Here is a 17,906-nt window from a genome sequence, read left to right as displayed (position 1 = left end):
GCAGTGCGCGGGGGCCGGGCGGTGGCGGTTGAATCGACAGCTGCTCGGGGGCTGTCCACCGATATCCCGATGTCCATGAGGGATTCCCCCGTAACACGTGGCCACGCGCCCGTTCAACGCGGTATCCGTTCGCTCCGCGCGTTCCGGTAGCGCCTCCCGGTCCGCCGCGCCCGATTGTTTGCGTTTCGCGAATGGCGCGTTCGCCGGTTGTTCCATACCCGATCGGCGTCCGCGCACCTATCGTGGTGGCGTCGGCCGAGCCCGTTCGATGCGTCGAATCGGGACGCCGGCCGGCACTTCCTCGCGATTCGCGTCGCACACAAAAACCATCGGACACGAACCATGCGCAGGCGCTGCGGCGCGCGCGGGCGAACCGGCGTCCACGGAGACGGACATGAAAGCAAACGAGTGGGATACCTCATACGAGTGGAAGGCGGTCACGCTGCTGGCGCTCGGTTTCGGGCTGGTTGGCCTCGACCGCTGGCTCATCGCGCCGCTGTTTCCTTCGATCATGAAGGACCTGAACCTGAACGCGCAGGACGTCGGCAACTGCATCGGCGTGCTCGGCCTGTCGTGGGGCATCTTCGCCGCGCTGATGGGCGGCATCTCGGACAAGATCGGTCGCCGGAAGGTGCTGATTCCGGCCATCATCGCGTTCTCGCTGCTGTCGGGCTTCTCGGGGCTCGCGGGCGGGTTGCTCGGCCTGATGGCGATTCGCGGGCTGATGGGCGTCGCGGAAGGCTCGTTCTGTCCGACGAGTTTTGCCGCGACGGCCGATGCGTCGCATCCGCGGCGGCGCGGCCTGAACCTCGGCCTGCAGCAAAGCGGCTTCGCGCTGTTCGGGCTCGCGCTGTCGCCGATCATCGCCACGCAGTTGCTCGGTTTCGTGTCGTGGCGCTGGGTCTTCGCGCTCGTGGCCGTGCCCGGCCTGGTCCTCGGCGCGATCATGGTGTTCGTGATTCGCGAGCCGAAGGTCGCGCAGGACGTCGCGTCGGAGCATGCGCCCGCGTCGCTCGGCCACGTGCTCAAGCGCCGCAACATCCTCGTGGCGATGGCCGCGCTGTGCTGCGCGATGACCGGCGTCTTCGTGCTCGGCGCGCTGCTGCCGCTATACCTGACCGATTACCTGTCGCTCGGCACGCAGAAGATGGGCCTCGTCGTATCCGCGATCGGCTTCGGCGGCTTTCTCGGCCAGTTCGGCCTGCCCGGCCTGTCCGATCTGGTCGGCCGCCGCATCGCCAGCATCGTCGGCTTCGCGGGCACGGCCGTGATGCTCTACGTGTTCCGCGGCCTCGGCCCGCAGCCGCTCGCGCTGTTCGGCGTGCTGTTCGTCGCGTCGTTCTTCACGCTCGGGCTGGTGTCGCTGCTGTCCGGCCCGGTCGCGACCGAGGCCGCGCCAGTCGGCCTCGTGTCCACGTCCATCGGCGTGGTGGTCGGCGTCGGCGAGATCTTCGGCGGCGGCATCGCGCCGGCGATGGGCGGCTACGTGGCCGCACACTTTGGCATCCAGAACATCCTGTGGCTGCCGATGGCCTCGGTGCTGCTCGGCATCGTGGTCAGCCTGCTGCTGAAGGAAACCGCGCCGGCCGTGCTGCAGCGCCGCGCGATCGTGCAGCCGGAGCTGGCCGCCGGAGAGCAAGCGCGGTAATGCCGGTGTCGATGGGTCGGGCGATTGACATCGATTTGGCGACACAGTGACGCCTTTCGCATGACACCGCCCTGTATCCGCACAGGTAGACTGCCGGTTTCGCTGTCGAAAAAGGGCGCGGTATGGACCGGTTTCTGAGCATCGAGGCATTCGTGAGGGTCGCGGAGGCGAGCAGCTTCGCCGAGGCGGCGCGGCAGCTGGGTGTGACGAGTTCGGTCGTGACGAACCGCATCCAGCAGCTGGAGAAGTTCGTCAACGCGCCGTTGTTTCACCGCAGCACGCGCCACGTGCGGCTGTCCGAAGTCGGCGAAACGTTTTACCGCGAGTGCGCCGAGGTGGTGGGCCGCGTCAACGAGCTGACCGACCAGATGCGCGAGCTGCGCGCGACACCGACCGGGCGGCTGCGCATCCAGATGCTGCCCGGCTTCGCGCTCGATCACTTCGGCAAGCCGCTCGCCGCGTTCAACCAGCGCTATCCGGGCATCCAGCTCGACATCATCGTCAACGATCGCGTCGTCGACCCCGTCGAAGAAGGGTTCGACATCGCGTTCCAGATCTTCCCGCCGATTTCCGAGTCGCTGATCGAGCGACGGCTGTTCACGGTCCGGCGCCTCTTCTGTGCCGCGCCCGCGTATGTCGACGCGCATGGTGCACCACAACATCCGCGCGATCTGCTGCAACACACGACGGCGCTGTATTCGGGCTACCCGTCGCGCAACCGCTGGACGATGACGCGCGGCGACGAGGTCGTCGAGATGGAGTTGCCGGGCATGATTCGCTCGAACTCCGTTCATCTGTTGCGCGAATACGCGCTGACCGGCGGCGGGGTCGTTTGCCTGCCCACGCTCGTGGCCAGCGACGCGCTCGTCGCGGGCCGCCTGGTGCCGATCCTGACCGACTACCAGCTCGCGCCGCTGAGCTTCGCCGCCGTCTATCCCGCCACGCAGCGACAGGCGTTGAAGGTGAAGGCCTTGGTCGAGTTCCTCGCGGAATACATCGGCGACGAATCGCCGTGGGACCGGCCGCTGCTGGCGCGCGGCTGGGTACGCTGACCCGCGCGGATTATTCGCGAAACGCAAATGCCGTAATCGCCATCCGTTGCCTTGTTGCTGGTGTGCGTTGCCCCTAGAGTGGAATCCAACAAGCGGTTCAACTCAGGAGACAGACATGACCAGCACGGCATTCCACACCGTCTTCGGTTCGCTCGACGGTTACCGGAAGGGCGAGATCGAAATCACCAGCGGCAGCGCGCAGCACTACGCCTTCTCGAACGTCTTCGAGGTGGCGTCGAAGTCGGCCCCTTACGAAAAGGTCGTCGCCGGCAAGAACCTCGAATACGTGATCGAAGTGCTGCGGACCGACGGCCAGTCGCCGTGGTTCGCGTGCGCGCACGACGAGTTCACGATCCAGATGGACGGCGAAGTCCGGATCGACTTCATCAAGCTCGACCACCCGCCGCAAGCGGGCCGCGGCACCGTGAGCGCAGGCGCGCATCCGGCCGGCCGAAACATGGGGTACGTCGTGTTGCGCAACGGGCATCAGGCGCTGTTGCCGGCCGGCTGTGCGTATCGCTTCACCGCGAGCCGGCCGGGCGTCGCGCTCGTCCAGACCGTGCTCGGCGAACTGTCCGTCGAGAAGTGGGCCGAGATCTGCCTGCACTGACCGTCCGACCGCATTCGACTATTCCAGGAGACACGTTATGGCCACCCTCGAGACCCTCGACCTTTCCACGGGCTTCGCCGCCGATCTGGTGCGATCGACCGAAGCCGATGCCGTCACCGGCTACCGCCGCTTTCAGCTCGGCGAATTCGCATTCCAGCGCGACGAATATTTCGTGAAGATCAGCTGGCCCGCGAAAGGCCAGACCCGCACGCATGCGATGCCGGCCGACGCATTCCTGCGCGCGATGATGCGCGACGTCGCGTGGGGCTTCTTCTACGGCTGGGTGAACTTCGACCACGTATTCGGCACGCGCAATCACTACGGCAAGGTCGACATGTATGCGGGCACCTTCAACGGCATTCTGAAGGACGCCGGCGTCGACTACACCGAGACCTTCGACACGCCGACGATCATGGCGACCTTCAAGGCGATGCTGCACGACTGGACCAACGAAGGCTTCGACCCGTTCGCGGCGCCCGAGGAAACGGGCACGGCGTTCGGCCGCAAGCACGGCGACAACGGCGCGGCGATCGAGCGCACGCGGATCGCGACGCGCCGCATGCCGGGGCTCGAAGGCGACTCGCCGCTGCGCGACGAACTGCCGGTCAACCGCGCGTTTCTCGACGTCGCGCAGGACGAGCCGGAAGTGCACGTCGAGCCGGGCTTCGAGGGCGAGCTGCACGCGTTCAACCTGTTCAAGTACCTGTCGCGCTCGGACGTGACGTGGAATCCGTCGGTCACGTCGGTGTGCGGGCGCAGCCTGTTCTGCCCGACCACCGAGGAATTCATCCTGCCGGTCTTCCACGGCAACGACCGCGTCGAATGGTTCCTGCAACTGTCCGACGAAATCGTGTGGGATATCGGCGACAAGAACACCGGCGCGCCGCGCGCCCGCATCACGATGCGGGCCGGTGACATCTGCGCGATGCCGGCCGATATCCGGCACCAGGGATATTCGACGAAGCGCTCGATGCTGCTGGTCTGGGAAAACGCGACGCCGGATCTGCCGCAACGCTACGAGAGCGGCGAGCTCGCGCCGTACCCGATCGCGTTCTAGGCCGCGCGTCAGTGTCTGCTTCCGCTTCCGCATTACACCGAGGACGATTCATGCAAACCCAACTCTTCATCGACGGGCGCTTCGTTGACGCCGTCGATCGCGGCACGATCGACGTGCTGAACCCGCACGACGGCTCCGTCATCACGAAGATCGCGGCAGCCACCGCGGCGGACGTCGATCTGGCCGTCGACGCCGCGACGCGCGCCTTCCCGGCCTGGTCGGCGATGCCGGCCGCCGAGCGCGGCCGCCTGCTGCTGCGCCTGGCCGATGCGATCGAAGCGAACACGGAAGCGCTGGCGCAGCTCGAATCGCTGGACACCGGCCACCCGATTCGCGATTCGCGTGCGCTCGACGTGCCGCGCACGGCGGCCTGCTTCCGCTATTTCGGCGGCATGGCCGACAAGCTGCAAGGCTCGGTGATACCGGTCGACACCGGCTTCCTGAACTACGTGCAGCGCGCGCCGATCGGCGTGGTCGGCCAGATCGTGCCGTGGAATTTTCCGCTGATGTTCACGAGCTGGAAGATGGGCCCGGCGCTGGCGGCCGGCAACACGGTGGTGCTCAAGCCGTCGGAAATCACGCCGCTGTCGACGTTGCGCATCGTCGAGCTGATGGCCGAGGTCGGATTTCCTGCCGGCGTCGTCAACATCGTGCCCGGCTACGGCCATACGGCCGGCCAGCGGCTCGCCGAACATCCGGGCGTCGGCAAGATCGCGTTCACCGGCTCGACGGCGACCGGCCGGCGAATCGTCGAAGCATCGCAGGGCAACCTGAAGCGCGTGCAACTGGAACTGGGCGGCAAGGGCGCCAACATCGTGTTCGACGATGCCAACCTCGACGCGGCCATCAACGGCGCCGCGTGGGCGATCTTCCACAACCAGGGACAGGCGTGTATCGCGGGGTCGCGTCTGGTGCTGCACGAACGCATCGCGGACGCGTTTCTCGAACGCTTCGTCGCGCTCGCGTCGTCGATCCGGATCGGCAATCCGCTCGATCCGAATACCGAAATGGGGCCGCTCACGTCGAAGCAGCACCTCGATCGCGTGCTGTCGTATGTCGACGTCGCGCGCGAGCAGGGCGGCCGCGTGCTGACGGGCGGCAGCGCGCCGCAGGACCCGGCGCTCGCCAATGGCTATTACGTGCGCCCGACGATCGTCGAGGCGAAGCATGCGACCGACCGCGTCGCGCAGGAAGAAGTGTTCGGCCCGTTCGTCACCGTGCTGCGCTTCGGCAGCGACGACGAAGCGCTGGCCATCGCCAACGCGACGGAATACGGGCTCGGCAGCGGCCTGTGGACCAACGACCTGTCGCGCGCCCACCGGATGGCGGCGCGGATCGACGCGGGCATGTGCTGGATCAACTGCTACAAGCGCGTGAATCCGGGCAGCCCGTTCGGCGGCGTCGGCAAGTCGGGCTACGGCCGCGAGATGGGCTTCGAGGCGATGCACGACTACACGGAAGCACGCTCGGTGTGGGTCAACGTCGACGGCAACGTGCCGCCGCATTTCAAGCGCTGAGGCTCGTATGGAGCGCTTCGTCTATCAGGGCACCCCGTCGCGCGTGGTCTTCGAATGGGGCGCGCTCGACAGGCTGCCGGACGAGCTGTCGGCGCTCGGCGCCCGCCGCGCGCTCATCCTCTCCACGCCCGAACAGCAGCCGCTCGCCGATCGCGTGAAGGACGTGCTGGGCGAACGTGCGGCCGGCGTGTGCGCCGAGGCCGTCATGCACGTGCCGGTCGAGGTCGCCCGCGCGGCGCGCGAGACGGCCGCCGAACTGGGCGCGGATTGCTGCATCGCGATCGGCGGCGGTTCGACGATCGGGCTCGGCAAGGCCATCGCGCTTGAATCGTCGCTGCCGATCCTCGCCGTGCCGACGACCTACGCCGGCTCGGAGATGACGCCGATCTACGGGCTCACCGAAGGCCGGTTGAAGCGCACCGGGCGCGACGCACGCGTGCTGCCGCGGACCGTGATTTACGACCCGTCGCTGACGGTGTCGCTGCCGCCGGGTATTTCGGCGGCGTCCGGTGTCAATGCGATGGCGCATGCGGTCGAGGCGCTCTACGCGGAAGACGCGAACCCGGTCATCAGCTTGATGGCCGAGGAATCGATTCGTGCGCTCGGCGAAGCATTGCCCGTCGTGGTGCGCGATCCGCAAGATCGCGCAATGCGCAGCCGCGCGCTGTATGGCGCGTGGCTCGCCGGCACCTGCCTCGGCGCGGTCGGCATGGCGTTGCATCACAAGCTTTGTCACACGCTCGGCGGCACGTTCAACCTGCCGCACGCGCAGACGCACGCGGCGATGTTGCCGCATACCGCGCATTACAACCACGCCGCCGCGCCCGACGCACTGCGTCGCGTCGCGCGGGCGCTGGGCGGGAGCGACGCGGCTGACGCCGGGCCGCTGCTGTTCAGGCTGAACGCGCAACTCGGCATCGCGCCGGCGCTAGCCGATATCGGGATGCCGCAGCAGGGGCTCGACGAAGCGGCGGAACTCGCATGCAGGAACCCGTATGCGAACCCGCGGCCGATCGAACGCGCGGCGATTCGCGCGTTGCTTCAGCACGCATGGGAAGGACGCGCGCCGCATTGAGCGGCCGGATGGGCGAACGGAGAACGACGTGATGAATGACCAGACCGGCCTGCACGGCTTGCACCGCGAAGCGATGTTCGGCTTCGTCCTCGATCGGAGCTGATCGCCATGGCGCGTTTTTTTGCGGTGTTTGCCACCGACCAGCCGGGCATGCGTGACGTGCGCGACCGCATGCGGCCGATTCACCGGACGTATCTGCGCTCGGCGGCCGAGCATGGCGTGTATGTGCGGCTCGGCGGCCCGACGCTGGACCCGCAGGACGATGCGATGAACGGCACGCTGCTCGTCGTCGAGGCGGACGACATCCATGCGGTGATGCAGTTCATCGGCAACGATCCATATGTGAAGGAGGGCCTGTTCTCGCGCGTCGAGGTGCGCCCGTGGGACTGGAGCCTCGGCAACCCCGAGCACAGGGTGTGAGCGATGGAAGCGAAACAGCTGTGTCGCGTGGCCGATGTGCCCGACGGCGGCGCGCGGGTCGTCGACGAAGCCTGCATCGGGCGTCCCGTCATCGTCGTGCGGCGTGGCGAGCAGGTGTGGGCGTACGTGAATCGTTGCCCGCACTTTTCGGTGCCGCTCGATTTCGTGCCGGGCAATGTGTCGTGCTACCGGTCGCAGGTGTTGATGTGCGCGCATCACAGTGCGTTGTTCCGGTTCGATGATGGCGTGTGTATCGACGGACCCTGCACGGGGGCCGGGCTGGAAACCGTGGCCGTCGAGGTGGACGCATCCGCATGGATCGTCTTTCGGGGCGCTTGACTTGGCGCATGTTGAATGCGTGCGCGTCGATGCGGGTTCACCGGGAATTGTTCTGAATTGATCGATCGGTAAAACCCATTTCCGGTGTTGATGTGACTGCCTGAATCAACGCGATTTTCCACGAAGCAATGAGCGAACACCCGCCTCGCAGCGGGTGACGGACTCGCATTTTCATAAAAAAGACGGAGACGACATGAAACTCAGGTTTGGTGTATTGGCGGTGCTTGCCGTGGCGCAGGGCGCATGGGCGCAAAGCAGCGTGACGATGTTCGGGTTGATCGATTCCGGCATCACGTATGTCAGCAACGAGGGCGGCGGAAAGAACGTCAAGTTCGACGACGGCATATTCGCGCCCAACCTGTTCGGCCTGCGCGGCACCGAGGATCTCGGCGGCGGGTATCGCGCGACCTTCGCGCTCGTGAACCAGTTCTCGATGGCGAACGGCAGCATCATCGGGACCGGGATTTTCGGGCGCAATGCCTACGTGGGGATCGAGAGAGACCGCTTCGGCAGCATCACGCTGGGCAATCAGTACGACTTCATGGTCGATGCATTGTTTTCAAAGGGCAACGCGATTTCGCGGGACATTTCCGGGCTGTACGGCTTTCGGAACGGCCCGTTCCAGCGTCTCGCGCTGCCGGGCAATCCGACCGGCGCATTCGACTGGGACCGCACCGCAGGCAGCAAGCCGATCGCGAATTCGGTCAAGTACAGCTCGCCGACCGTCGCGGGTTTGTCCGGCGGCGTGATGTATGCGTTCGGCGGCGTCGCGGGTTCGATCGGCGCGGACAACACCGTCAGCGCCGGCGTGAACTACGAGCTCGGGGCCTTCGGCGTGGGCGCGGCCTATACGAACGAGAAATACGGTCCGGCGCCGGGTGTGCCATCGACCAGCGTGCGCAACTGGGGTGTCGGGATGCACTACGACTTCGGTGTCGTGACCGCGAAGGCGCTGATGACCACCGTGCGCAATTCGTTCAACGATGCGGGCGTGTGGATGGCCGAGGCCGGCGGCTTGTGGCGAATCAGGCCGGACGTCGTGCTGGGCGCGAAATACATGTACATGAAGGGCAATGAAGCGTTGAACGACGACCATGCGCATCAGGTCAGCGTCGCGCTTCAATACCTGTTGTCGAAGCGGACGATGGTGTATGTGTCGGCGGATTATCAGCGCGCGAATAGCGGCGCGAATGCGCAGGTGAACGGCGTGCTGGATCCGAACGGGGCGTCGAGTTCCGCGAGTCAGGCGGTGGCGCGGGTGGGGGTGCATACGGTGTTTTGACGGGGCGGCGGTGCCGCGCCTCGGATGCTCCGTGGCGCCGTTTGTCTACGGCCGCAACGATTCTCACGATACGGGGCCGTTTCAGGGGCGCGATATTCGGATCAAGAACAAGGACATCGCGTGAGAACGGGAGGAGGATGGGTTCGCGCTGCGTCGCTTCGCCTCGCCTCGCCTCGCGTCGCGCCGAGCCATCCGGCGTATTCCCCTGTCGCTCTCCCGGTCCGGCAGCCTCGGCTGATCGTCCGCGAACTTGAACGTCGACGTACGCTCCCTCTTGTATGAGGGCCGGATCGATGCAGGCACTCCAGCCGGAATGTGGCTTTTACTGGACAGCTTGTCAGCTTCCGGATTTTCGATATAATGAATCAACGTTCGGAATGTCGAACGTGAGAGTTCAAGCATCCAGAGTCGGGTTTCCCGACGCCAACCTGCCCTCCCGGGCAAGGTGGACGCCCTCGAGGCGATGCGGCCGATTGACGGCAACGAAACGGGAGCAGCATGGCTGGCACCGGTTCGATAACCATTCATCCGGAGCTACCATGAGCCAAGTTTCCTCCGCTTCCCGCCCGACCGTCTGTGAAGACTGGTCGCACTTCCTTCCCGGTTTCACGTTGACGCATACGGTTCATCTCGTTTCGAGACGGAACCCGGGCATCGTCTCGACCGCGGCGGCCGTGCTCGAAGGGGAAACGGCTACGGTCGATCGGTGGGCCATCACCCGCTGTGGTGACGTTCTCGAACAGAAGATCGTGCTCGGCGAAATGACGGAAGGGCAAGCGGTCCGGCTGCGTGAGCGGCTTGCCGCGCTGGAGGGGGTGCTCCGGACTCGGGTGGAGCACCATTTCGTGAGGGCGGCGGCGGCCGGAAGCACGCCGGAGAGCAGCCACTAGGCGACGCATGCGCATCGTCGCTGTATCAGCCGACGAGGGGGAGAACTCGCCCCCTCACTCCACCGTCACCGACTTCGCCAAATTCCTCGGCTTATCAATATCCGTCCCCCGCGCCAGCGCAGCGTGATACGCGAGCAGTTGCATCGGCACCGTATGCAAGATCGGCGACAACGGCCCGTAGTACTCGTTCAGCCGAATCACCTCGATCCCTTCACTTGGCACCAACCCACAGTCCACATCCGCAAACACAAAAAGCCGCCCATTCCGCGCACTGACCTCATGCATGTTCGACCTGAGCTTCTCGAGCAGCACGTCATTCGGCGCAACGGCGATCACCGGCATTTCATTACTCACGAGCGCCAGCGGCCCATGCTTCAACTCCCCGGCCGGATAAGCCTCCGCATGAATATAGGAAATCTCCTTCATCTTCAGCGCGCCTTCCAGCGCGATCGGATAATGCATCCCGCGCCCGAGAAACAGCATGTTGTCGCGCCGCGCGAGCAACTCCGACCACGCCATGATCTGCGGCTCCAGCGCGAGCACCTTCGACATCGCATCGGGCAGATGCCGCAGCGCCCGCAGATGCTCCTTTTCCGCATCGTCGCTCAACCGCCCGCGCACCTGCGCCAGTGACAACGTCAGCAGGAACAGCGCAACGAGCTGCGTCGTAAACGCCTTCGTCGACGCCACGCCGATCTCGATCCCCGCACGCGTCACGAACTGCAGCGCGCATTCGCGCATCAGCGCACTCGTCGCCACGTTGCAGATCGCGAGCGTATGCATCATCCCGCTGCGTTTCGCGACATGCATGGCGCCGAGCACATCGGCCGTCTCGCCGCTCTGCGATACCGCAACCACCAGCGTGCGCGGATTCGGCACACTGTCGCGATAACGAAACTCGCTGGCGATCTCGACGCTCGCCGGCAGCTTCGCGATGCTTTCGATCCAGTACTTCGCGGTCAGCGCCGCGTGATAGCTGCCGCCGCACGCGAGCAGCAGTACCGAATCGACGTCGTTGAACACACGCCACGCGCCGTCGCCGAACAGCTCGGGCATGATCGACGAAACGTCGAGCAGCGTATCGGCCACGGCCTGCGGCTGCTCGAAGATCTCCTTCTGCATGTAGTAGCGATACGATCCGAGATCGGCCGCGCCGCTATGCGCGGCGACGCGTTGCACCGTGCGCTCGACGCGCTGGCCGGCCGCGTCGACGATCCAGTAGCGATGCAACTGAATGTCGGCGACGTCGCCGTTCTCCAGGTAGGCAATGCGATCGGTGATGCCCGACAGCGCAATCGCGTCGGACGCCAGGAAATTCTCGCCTTCGCCGACCCCGACGACGAGCGGCATCCCGTCGCGCGCGCCGACGATCCGGTGCGGCTCGTCGCGGCACATCACCGCGATCGCATAGCTGCCGCGCAGTCGCGCGACCGCGCGCCGTACCGCGTCGAACAGGTCGCCGTCGTACAGGTGGTCGATCAGGTGCGCGATCGCCTCGCTGTCGGTCTGGCTCGCGAACACATAGCCGTGCGCCTGCAATTCCGCGCGCAGTTGATCGCAGTTTTCGATGATCCCGTTGTGCGACAGCGCGATGCGCGCATTCGCGTCGCTCGGCGAGAAGTGCGGATGCGCGTTGAGCGTGACGGGCGCGCCATGCGTGGCCCAGCGCGTATGCGCGATGCCCGTGTAACCGGACAACGCCAGCTCGGCGATTTCGCGCTGCAGGTTCGCGACGCGATCGACGCTGCGGGCGCGCGCCAGCGCCCGGTCGCGGTAGACCACGACGCCGCACGAATCGTAGCCGCGGTATTCGAGCCGCTTCAGGCCGTCGACGAGGTTCGGCAGGATGTCCCGCTGGGCAACCGCCCCGACAATTCCACACATATCGCGCTCCGTAAATGTCCCGTCTGGATCAGTGAGAGCGATGGTAGAGCCGGTGAGATGGAATTAAATTGCAAAAAACAAACAAATATGAAACAAACGGATGATCGTCTATCATGTTGAAATTAAATTTCACTTGCTAACCGGAAGGAGTGGCCGATGGCCGGCATCACCCTCGACGATCTCGACCTGCGCATCCTCGCGATCCTGCAGGACGATGCATCGGTATCGAACCTGCAACTCGCCGAGCGCGCGCTGTCGTCGCCGCCCACCTGCATGCGTCGCGTGCGGCGGCTGACGGAGGCCGGCGTGATCCGCCGGCAGGTCGCGGTGCTCGACCCGGTCGCGATCGGCACGGCCGTCACCGCGCTGATCGAGATCAGCCTCGACCGGCAGACGGCCGAAGACTACGACGCGTTCGAAGCGTACGTGTGCGCGGAGCCGGCCGTCACGCAGTGCTATCGCGTGTCGCCGGGGCCCGATTTCGTCGTGATCGCCGATCTGGCCGACGTCGCCGAATACGACGAATTCGCGCGGCGGCTGTTCACCGGCGCATCGAACGTCCGCAACGTGCGGACGTTTTTCTCGACGCATCGCGCGAAATTCGAAGCGAACGCGCGGGTCGCGCATGCGATGCGCAAGCGCACCTAGCGTGCGGTAACCGCGTCGTTCGTCCCGCCTCACGCAGCCGGGGCCGCGTCCGCCAGTTGCAGCGGCTTGCCGTATCCGAAGCAATGCGCGGGCTCGGGAAACACGCGCTGCCGCACGTCGTGCGCGTACTGGCGGATCGCGTCGCGCATCACCGCGTTCGCATCCGCGTAACGCTTCACGAAGCGCGGCGTGTACGCATCGAACGCGCCGATCATGTCCTCGGTCACGAGCACCTGCCCGTCGCACGCTGGCGATGCGCCGATGCCGATCGTCGGGATCGTCAGCGTTTCGGTCAGGTGGCGCGCGAGCGCTTCGGCGGTGCCTTCGATGACGACGCCGAACGCGCCGGCCCGCTCGGCCGCGCACGCGGCGTCGAACACCTGCGCGGCCGAACGCGGGTCCATGCCCTGCGCACGGAAGCCGCCCGTCGCGTTGGCCTGCTGCGGCATGAGGCCGACATGCGCCATCACCGGAATGCCGCGATCGGTCAGGAAGCGGATCGTGTCGGTCATCTCGCAGCCGCCTTCGAGCTTCACGGCCTGCGCGCCGGTTTCGGCGAGCAGCCGCGCGGCGGAGCGATACGCCTGCGCGGGCGATTCCTGGAACGTGGAGAACGGCAGGTCGACGACGACGCACGCCTGCGCGGCGCCGCGCACGACGGCGGCCCCGTGTGCAATCATCATGTCGAGCGTGACGCGCAGCGTATCGGGCATCCCGTACAGCACCATGCCGACGGAGTCGCCGACGATGATCACGTCGGCCACGTCGTCGACGAGTTTCGCCATCGGCGCGGAATACGCGGTCAGCGACACGAGGCTGCCGATGCCTTTGGTCGAGCGGATCGCGGTGACGGTCTTGCGGGTGATGCGGGTATGAGCGCTCATGAGCGGAAGCCGTGTGAAAAAGGAGCCGCCACGGTAGCATCGCGCTCGTTCGTGCAATGACCTTCGGAGGACGTCTTATGTTGCTGGCGGGACAACCCGGCGACCCTTACGCGGTGCCGCCGATGGCGCGCCTGCCGCGGCCGCTGTACGTGCGGGCGTTCGGCATTCCCGGCAACGCGAGCGTCGATGCGCACAGTCATCCGTGGGCCCAGCTGATGTATGCGACGAGCGGCGTGCTCGAGGTGACGACGCCGTCGGGCCGGCAACTGCTGCCGCCGCACTACGCGATGTGGATTCCGCCGCACGTGCCGCACGCGGTGTCGACGCGCGATTGCGTCGCGTTTCACAGCCTGTATCTCGACGAAGCCATCGCGCGCCGCGACGTGAACGACGATTGCACGATCCTCTGCATGACGCCGCTGCTGCGCGAACTGATGATCGCGACCGGCGAGTTGCCGGTGAATTACGACGAGGCGGGGCCGGACGGTGCGCTCGTGTGCCTGATCGCGGACCGGATCGCGCGCATGCAGCCGGCGCCGCTCACGGTGCCGCTGCCGCGCGATCCGCGCCTGCTGAAAATCGCGCGCGCGTTGCACGCGGCGCCGGGCGACACGCGCAGTCTCGACGAATGGGGGCATCAGGTCGGCGCGACGCGGCGCACGCTGTCGCGGCTGTTCCGGCAGGACACGGGGCTGTCGTTTACCGAATGGCGGCAGGCCGTGCGGCTGCTCGCATCGCTGCCGCTGCTCGATGCGGGCGCGCCGATCGGCACGGTGGCCGCGCAACTGGGTTACGACTCGACGTCGTCGTTCATCGCGCTGTTCCACGCGAAATTCCGCGTGACGCCCGGCGCGTATGCGAAGCGTGAAGCGCGCCGGCCGGTGTTGAGCGCGTGATGCGGTCCGCCGATCAGAACGCGAGCGCGTGCTGCATCGGATGATGCACATCGCGTGAAAGTTCTGCGCCTTCGAGCGACAGCAGCGCACGTTTGCGGTCGATGCCGCCCGCATAGCCGGTCAGGCTGCCCGATGCGCCGACCACGCGGTGACACGGCACGATGATCGACACCGGATTGCGGCCGACCGCACCGCCCACGGCGCGCGCGCCGCTCATCGGCAGCCCGACGCGCTCGGTGATGTCGCCGTACGACACGAGTTCGCCGAACGGAATCGCCAGCAGTTCCTGCCATACCCGCCGCTGAAACGCGGTGCCGCGCAGGTGGATCGGCACCGAGAACGTGTCGCGCGCGCCGGTGAAGTATTCGGCGATTTCTTCCGCGACCCGACGTGCGATGGGCGATGTGGCGAGCGCATCCGCTTCGCGCACGATCGCCAGCGACGGGAAGTATTTCTGGCCGACGAAGTACAGGCCGGTCAGCGCATCGTCCTCGATGCGCACGGCGATGTCGCCCAGCGGGCTCGGAATCAGATGAGCGGCAGTCATCGCAACCTCTCTCCATGAAGGCGCCACACGTGCAGCGCGGCATACGCGCGCCACGGCGCCCAGCGTGCCGCATGCGGCGCCGATGACGATACGCGCGTGCGCTCGGTGCGGCCGGGCAGCCACGCGTCGTCGGCGGGGAACGCATTCGGCCACGCCATCGCGCGCATCGCGACGTACTGCACCGCGCGTTCGTCGAAGCCGGGCAGCGCGCGCAGCGCGGCGAGCGTTGCGTCGAGCGGCGCCATCGGTTCGAGCGCGAGCGTGCCGTCGCCGACCGCGCGGGCGAGCGACACGATCGCGTGCGCCGTGTCGCGCTCGATGCCGATCGTTTCGAGGACCGAAGGCGGTAGCGCCGCCAGCGTCGCGGCGCAGGGCAGCGCATGCGCGAGGCCCGGCGGCGCGCCATCGACCGGATTGCCGAAGCGTGCCGCGATCCGTGCGAGCAGCGGCGTATCGGCCTGCGCCGCCGCAAGCTGCTCGCCCGCGATGGCACGGATCGCCATCTCGAGGCCGTCGAACGCGCCGGGCACGCGCAGGCCCGGCGAACCGTTCGCGAGATCGCCGAGATGCGCATCGATCACGTCGGGGCGGCTGTCGAGATCGAACAGCCGGCGCACGCGCGCGAGCACGGCCGGCACGACCGGCGTCAGCGCGGGCGACACGGTGACGGCGAGCGCGAAGCGCTGCGGCACGTGCGCGACGGACAGCCAGCCGGCCACGCGCCCGCCGTCGTTCCGGTTCGGCAGTTCGACGATGCGTGCATAACCGCGCGCGTCGATCCGCTCGACGCCGTCGATCTGCCGCTGTGCGAGAAAGCGCATCAGGTCGGCCCACGCGAACGGCGGCCGGTACGGCAGCGGGAACGTCATGTCGCCGTCGGCCGACGCGCCGGCTCCTTTGCGCAGCCGCAGCGGATTGAGGCCGTAGCGCTGGCGGAACAGGTCGTTGAAGCGCCGTACGCTGCCGAACCCGGCCGTCGACGCGACGACGGCCACCGGCAGCGCGGTATCGGTCAGCAGCCGCTTGGCCATCAGCAGCCGCTGCGTCTGCGCGAACTCGACCGGCGACACGCCGAATTGCGCGCCGAAGATTCGCCGCAGATGGCGTTCGGTCACGCCGACGCGCCGTGCGAGCGCCGCGACGGAATGCGCGTTCAGGAAACCGTCGTCGATCAGCGTCGCGGCCGCGTCGGCGAGATTGCCGGACAGGTCGAGCAGCCCGTGGCCGGGCGCGAGCTCGGGGCGGCAGCGCATGCAGGGCCGGAAGCCGGCTTTCTCGGCGGCCGCGGCGGTCGGGTAGTAGCTGCAGTTTTGCGCTTTCGGCGGCTTCACCGGGCAGACCGGGCGGCAGTACACGCCGGTCGTCGCGACGCCGACGAAGAACCAGCCGTCGAAGCGGCGGTTCCGCGAAAGCAGGGCGTCGTAGCAGGTGTCGGGATCGAGGCGCATGGGGCGACTGTAAACCATCCTCGCGGTCGATTCTGGCTGGAATCGGACATGTGTCCTGGCGGCCGCGCGCCCGTTGGTCCGCAGCGGGAAAATCAGGGGAAAAACGGTTAATACCAATCTGCGAAACAGTCGTCTCTTTTGCCGTGCCGAATTTGAGATGACTCATCGAAATCCCTGACTGACACGGCGCCGGCACCCGTCCTATCCTTTGAAAAACGTTTTCCAGATGGAGCGGCGAAACGGGCCGTGCGCCGCAGCGCACCGCCGTTCGCCCCGGCGCCGGTCGCCGGTCAACGAACTTCGTGCGGCGCGACGGGCGCGACCGTGCATCGGAGACATTCATGCCCTCTGCCGTCGTCGGCGCCGTGCGCGCGGCCGCCAGCCGTTATCGCTGGACCGTCTGTGCGCTGCTGTTTTTCGCGACCGTGATCAACTATATGGATCGGCAGATCCTCGGCCTGCTCGCGCCGATGCTCCAGCACGACATCGGCTGGAGCCAGGTGCAGTACGGCCGTATCGTGATGGCGTTTTCGGCGTTCTATGCGCTGGGCCTGCTCGGCTTTGGGCGGATCGTCGACTGGCTCGGCACGCGCGTGTCGTACGCGGTGGCGATGCTGGTATGGAGCATCGCCGCGATGCTGCATGCGGCGGTCGGCTCGGTGACGGGCTTCGCGTTCGTGCGCGCGCTGCTCGGCATCGGCGAGGGCGGCAACTTCCCGGCCGCGATCAAGACCACGGCCGAATGGTTTCCGCGCCGCGAACGCGCGCTCGCCACGGGCATCTTCAACTCGGGCGCGAACATCGGCGCGGTGTTCGCGCCGGCGATCATCCCGGCGATCGCGGTGGCCTACGGCTGGCGCGCGGCGTTCGTGATCATCGGCGCGATCGGTATCGTATGGCTCGCCGTATGGCTGGTGATGTATCGCACCGCCGACACGCGCGCGCTCGCCGCGGAATACGACGAGCCGCGCGACGAAGCCGAAGCGCTCGACGCGGCGAACGCGGACGCCGGCGCGCCGCGCTGGGGCGAGCTGATCCGCAAGCGCGAGACGTGGGCGTTCCTGGTCGGCAAGTTCCTGACCGATCCGGTGTGGTGGTTCTACCTGTTCTGGCTGCCGAAGTGGCTCAACGAGTCGCGCGGGATGGACATGCAGCACATCGGCTTGCCGCTCGTCTGCATCTATGCGCTGACGACGGTCGGCAGCATCGGCGGCGGCTGGCTGTCGTCGATGCTGCTGCGCGCCGGCTGGAGCGTGAATCGTGCGCGCAAGACGGCGATGCTGATCTGCGCATGCTGCGTGCTGCCGATCGCGTTCGTGTCGCAGGTGCAGAGCCTGTGGGTCGCGGTGCTGATCGTCGGCCTTGCCGCCGCCGCGCACCAGGGCTGGTCGGCGAACCTGTTCACGACGGCGTCCGACCTGTTCCCGCGCCGCGCGGTCGCGTCGGTGGTCGGCATCGGCGGGATGGCCGGCTCCATCGGCGGCGTGCTGTTCTCGGAAGTGATCGGCCAGGTGCTGCAGCGCACCGGCCACTACTGGGTGCTGTTCGCGATCGGCGCATCGGCCTACCTGATCGCGCTGGCCGTGATGCACGGGCTCACGCCGAAGATGAAGCCCGCGAAACTCGACGCGTGATCGCGTATCCGCAAGCGAAAACGCCGCCCTCGGGCGGCGTTTTTTGTGGGCGGGGAAGCCGGGTGCCGCGAACGC

Annotated in this window: 17 protein-coding genes and 1 riboswitch; of the genes, 13 read left to right on the top strand and 4 right to left on the bottom strand. The window is 66.8% G+C overall.

Translation table 11 applies throughout. The annotated features are described in order from the left end of the window. The first annotated feature begins 394 nt into the window (after positions 1-394). The 10 genes from H0X90_RS21380 to H0X90_RS21335 all read left to right on the top strand — a co-directional run bounded on the left by H0X90_RS21380 (position 395) and on the right by H0X90_RS21335 (position 9,890). Positions 395-1,648 (top strand): MFS transporter, encoded by a 1,254-nt coding sequence (locus H0X90_RS21380; RefSeq protein WP_006484557.1) that lies wholly within the window; start codon positions 395-397, stop codon positions 1,646-1,648. A 122-nt stretch (positions 1,649-1,770) separates the two neighbouring features. Next, a complete protein-coding gene (locus tag H0X90_RS21375) occupies positions 1,771-2,700 on the top strand; it encodes a LysR family transcriptional regulator (protein ID WP_006484594.1) in 930 nt (309 codons plus the stop codon). 115 nt (positions 2,701-2,815) lie between these two features. Continuing rightward, positions 2,816-3,310 carry a hypothetical protein gene (locus H0X90_RS21370; RefSeq protein ID WP_006484626.1) on the top strand — a complete coding sequence of 165 codons (495 nt, stop codon included), beginning with the start codon at positions 2,816-2,818 and terminating at the stop codon, positions 3,308-3,310. Between the two features lie 37 nt (positions 3,311-3,347). After that, a complete protein-coding gene (locus tag H0X90_RS21365; RefSeq protein ID WP_006495785.1) occupies positions 3,348-4,367 on the top strand; it encodes a hypothetical protein in 1,020 nt (339 codons plus the stop codon). A gap of 50 nt (positions 4,368-4,417) precedes the next feature. Next, entirely contained in the window at positions 4,418-5,884 is a 1,467-nt protein-coding gene (locus H0X90_RS21360; protein WP_006484608.1) for an aldehyde dehydrogenase family protein, read from the top strand. A gap of 7 nt (positions 5,885-5,891) precedes the next feature. Further along, the gene (locus H0X90_RS21355) at positions 5,892-6,959 is read left to right on the top strand and encodes a maleylacetate reductase (RefSeq protein ID WP_069353897.1); all 1,068 of its coding nucleotides are present in this window, start codon (positions 5,892-5,894) and stop codon (positions 6,957-6,959) included. A 108-nt stretch (positions 6,960-7,067) separates the two neighbouring features. Next, on the top strand, positions 7,068-7,379 hold the full coding sequence (locus H0X90_RS21350) for a YciI family protein (RefSeq protein ID WP_006484614.1): 312 nt from the start codon (positions 7,068-7,070) through the stop codon (positions 7,377-7,379). A gap of 3 nt (positions 7,380-7,382) precedes the next feature. Further along, positions 7,383-7,718, top strand: a complete 336-nt coding sequence (locus H0X90_RS21345; protein ID WP_006484583.1) for a Rieske 2Fe-2S domain-containing protein — start codon at positions 7,383-7,385, stop codon at positions 7,716-7,718. 193 nt (positions 7,719-7,911) lie between these two features. Continuing rightward, on the top strand, positions 7,912-9,000 hold the full coding sequence (locus tag H0X90_RS21340) for a porin (protein WP_077190973.1): 1,089 nt from the start codon (positions 7,912-7,914) through the stop codon (positions 8,998-9,000). A 393-nt stretch (positions 9,001-9,393) separates the two neighbouring features. Beyond that, positions 9,394-9,497: riboswitch (SAM-I-IV-variant riboswitch) on the top strand. Between the two features lie 42 nt (positions 9,498-9,539). After that, positions 9,540-9,890, top strand: a complete 351-nt coding sequence (locus H0X90_RS21335) for a hypothetical protein (protein ID WP_012493106.1) — start codon at positions 9,540-9,542, stop codon at positions 9,888-9,890. Between the two features lie 54 nt (positions 9,891-9,944). Here H0X90_RS21335 and glmS read toward each other — a convergent pair whose 3' ends face one another. After that, positions 9,945-11,774, bottom strand: a complete 1,830-nt coding sequence (gene glmS, locus H0X90_RS21330) for a glutamine--fructose-6-phosphate transaminase (isomerizing) (protein ID WP_077190974.1) — start codon at positions 11,772-11,774, stop codon at positions 9,945-9,947. Between the two features lie 156 nt (positions 11,775-11,930). Here glmS and H0X90_RS21325 point away from each other — a divergent pair, with 156 nt between their 5' ends. Beyond that, positions 11,931-12,422: an Lrp/AsnC family transcriptional regulator gene (locus H0X90_RS21325; RefSeq protein WP_006479823.1), complete on the top strand. Its 492-nt coding sequence runs from the start codon at positions 11,931-11,933 to the stop codon at positions 12,420-12,422. A gap of 29 nt (positions 12,423-12,451) precedes the next feature. Here the strand turns inward: H0X90_RS21325 and panB are convergent, their stop codons facing one another. Further along, positions 12,452-13,306, bottom strand: a complete 855-nt coding sequence (panB, locus tag H0X90_RS21320) for a 3-methyl-2-oxobutanoate hydroxymethyltransferase (RefSeq protein WP_006484638.1) — start codon at positions 13,304-13,306, stop codon at positions 12,452-12,454. A gap of 77 nt (positions 13,307-13,383) precedes the next feature. Between panB and H0X90_RS21315 the strand changes: the two genes are divergently transcribed. Next, entirely contained in the window at positions 13,384-14,202 is an 819-nt protein-coding gene (locus H0X90_RS21315; protein WP_006495780.1) for a helix-turn-helix domain-containing protein, read from the top strand. A gap of 13 nt (positions 14,203-14,215) precedes the next feature. On the opposite strand, the gene H0X90_RS21310 is transcribed toward H0X90_RS21315, so the two are convergent. Both H0X90_RS21310 and H0X90_RS21305 read right to left on the bottom strand, forming a co-directional pair. After that, complete coding sequence (locus H0X90_RS21310; RefSeq protein WP_069353893.1) at positions 14,216-14,749, bottom strand: methylated-DNA--[protein]-cysteine S-methyltransferase; 534 nt, start codon at positions 14,747-14,749, stop codon at positions 14,216-14,218. Next, positions 14,746-16,215 carry a DNA-3-methyladenine glycosylase 2 family protein gene (locus H0X90_RS21305; protein ID WP_069353892.1) on the bottom strand — a complete coding sequence of 490 codons (1,470 nt, stop codon included), beginning with the start codon at positions 16,213-16,215 and terminating at the stop codon, positions 14,746-14,748. Before H0X90_RS21305 ends, H0X90_RS21310 begins: the two co-directional genes overlap by 4 nt. A 323-nt stretch (positions 16,216-16,538) precedes the next feature. Here H0X90_RS21305 and H0X90_RS21300 point away from each other — a divergent pair, with 323 nt between their 5' ends. Continuing rightward, positions 16,539-17,831, top strand: coding sequence for an MFS transporter (locus H0X90_RS21300; protein ID WP_043205082.1), 1,293 nt, complete (start codon positions 16,539-16,541; stop codon positions 17,829-17,831). The last annotated feature ends 75 nt before the right edge of the window (positions 17,832-17,906 follow it).

Source organism: Burkholderia sp. 9775_39 (genome assembly GCF_015712225.1).
Taxonomy (GTDB): domain Bacteria; phylum Pseudomonadota; class Gammaproteobacteria; order Burkholderiales; family Burkholderiaceae; genus Burkholderia; species Burkholderia cenocepacia.
Note: the sequence above shows the minus strand (reverse complement) of the source record. Positions and strands in the feature narration are given on the sequence as shown.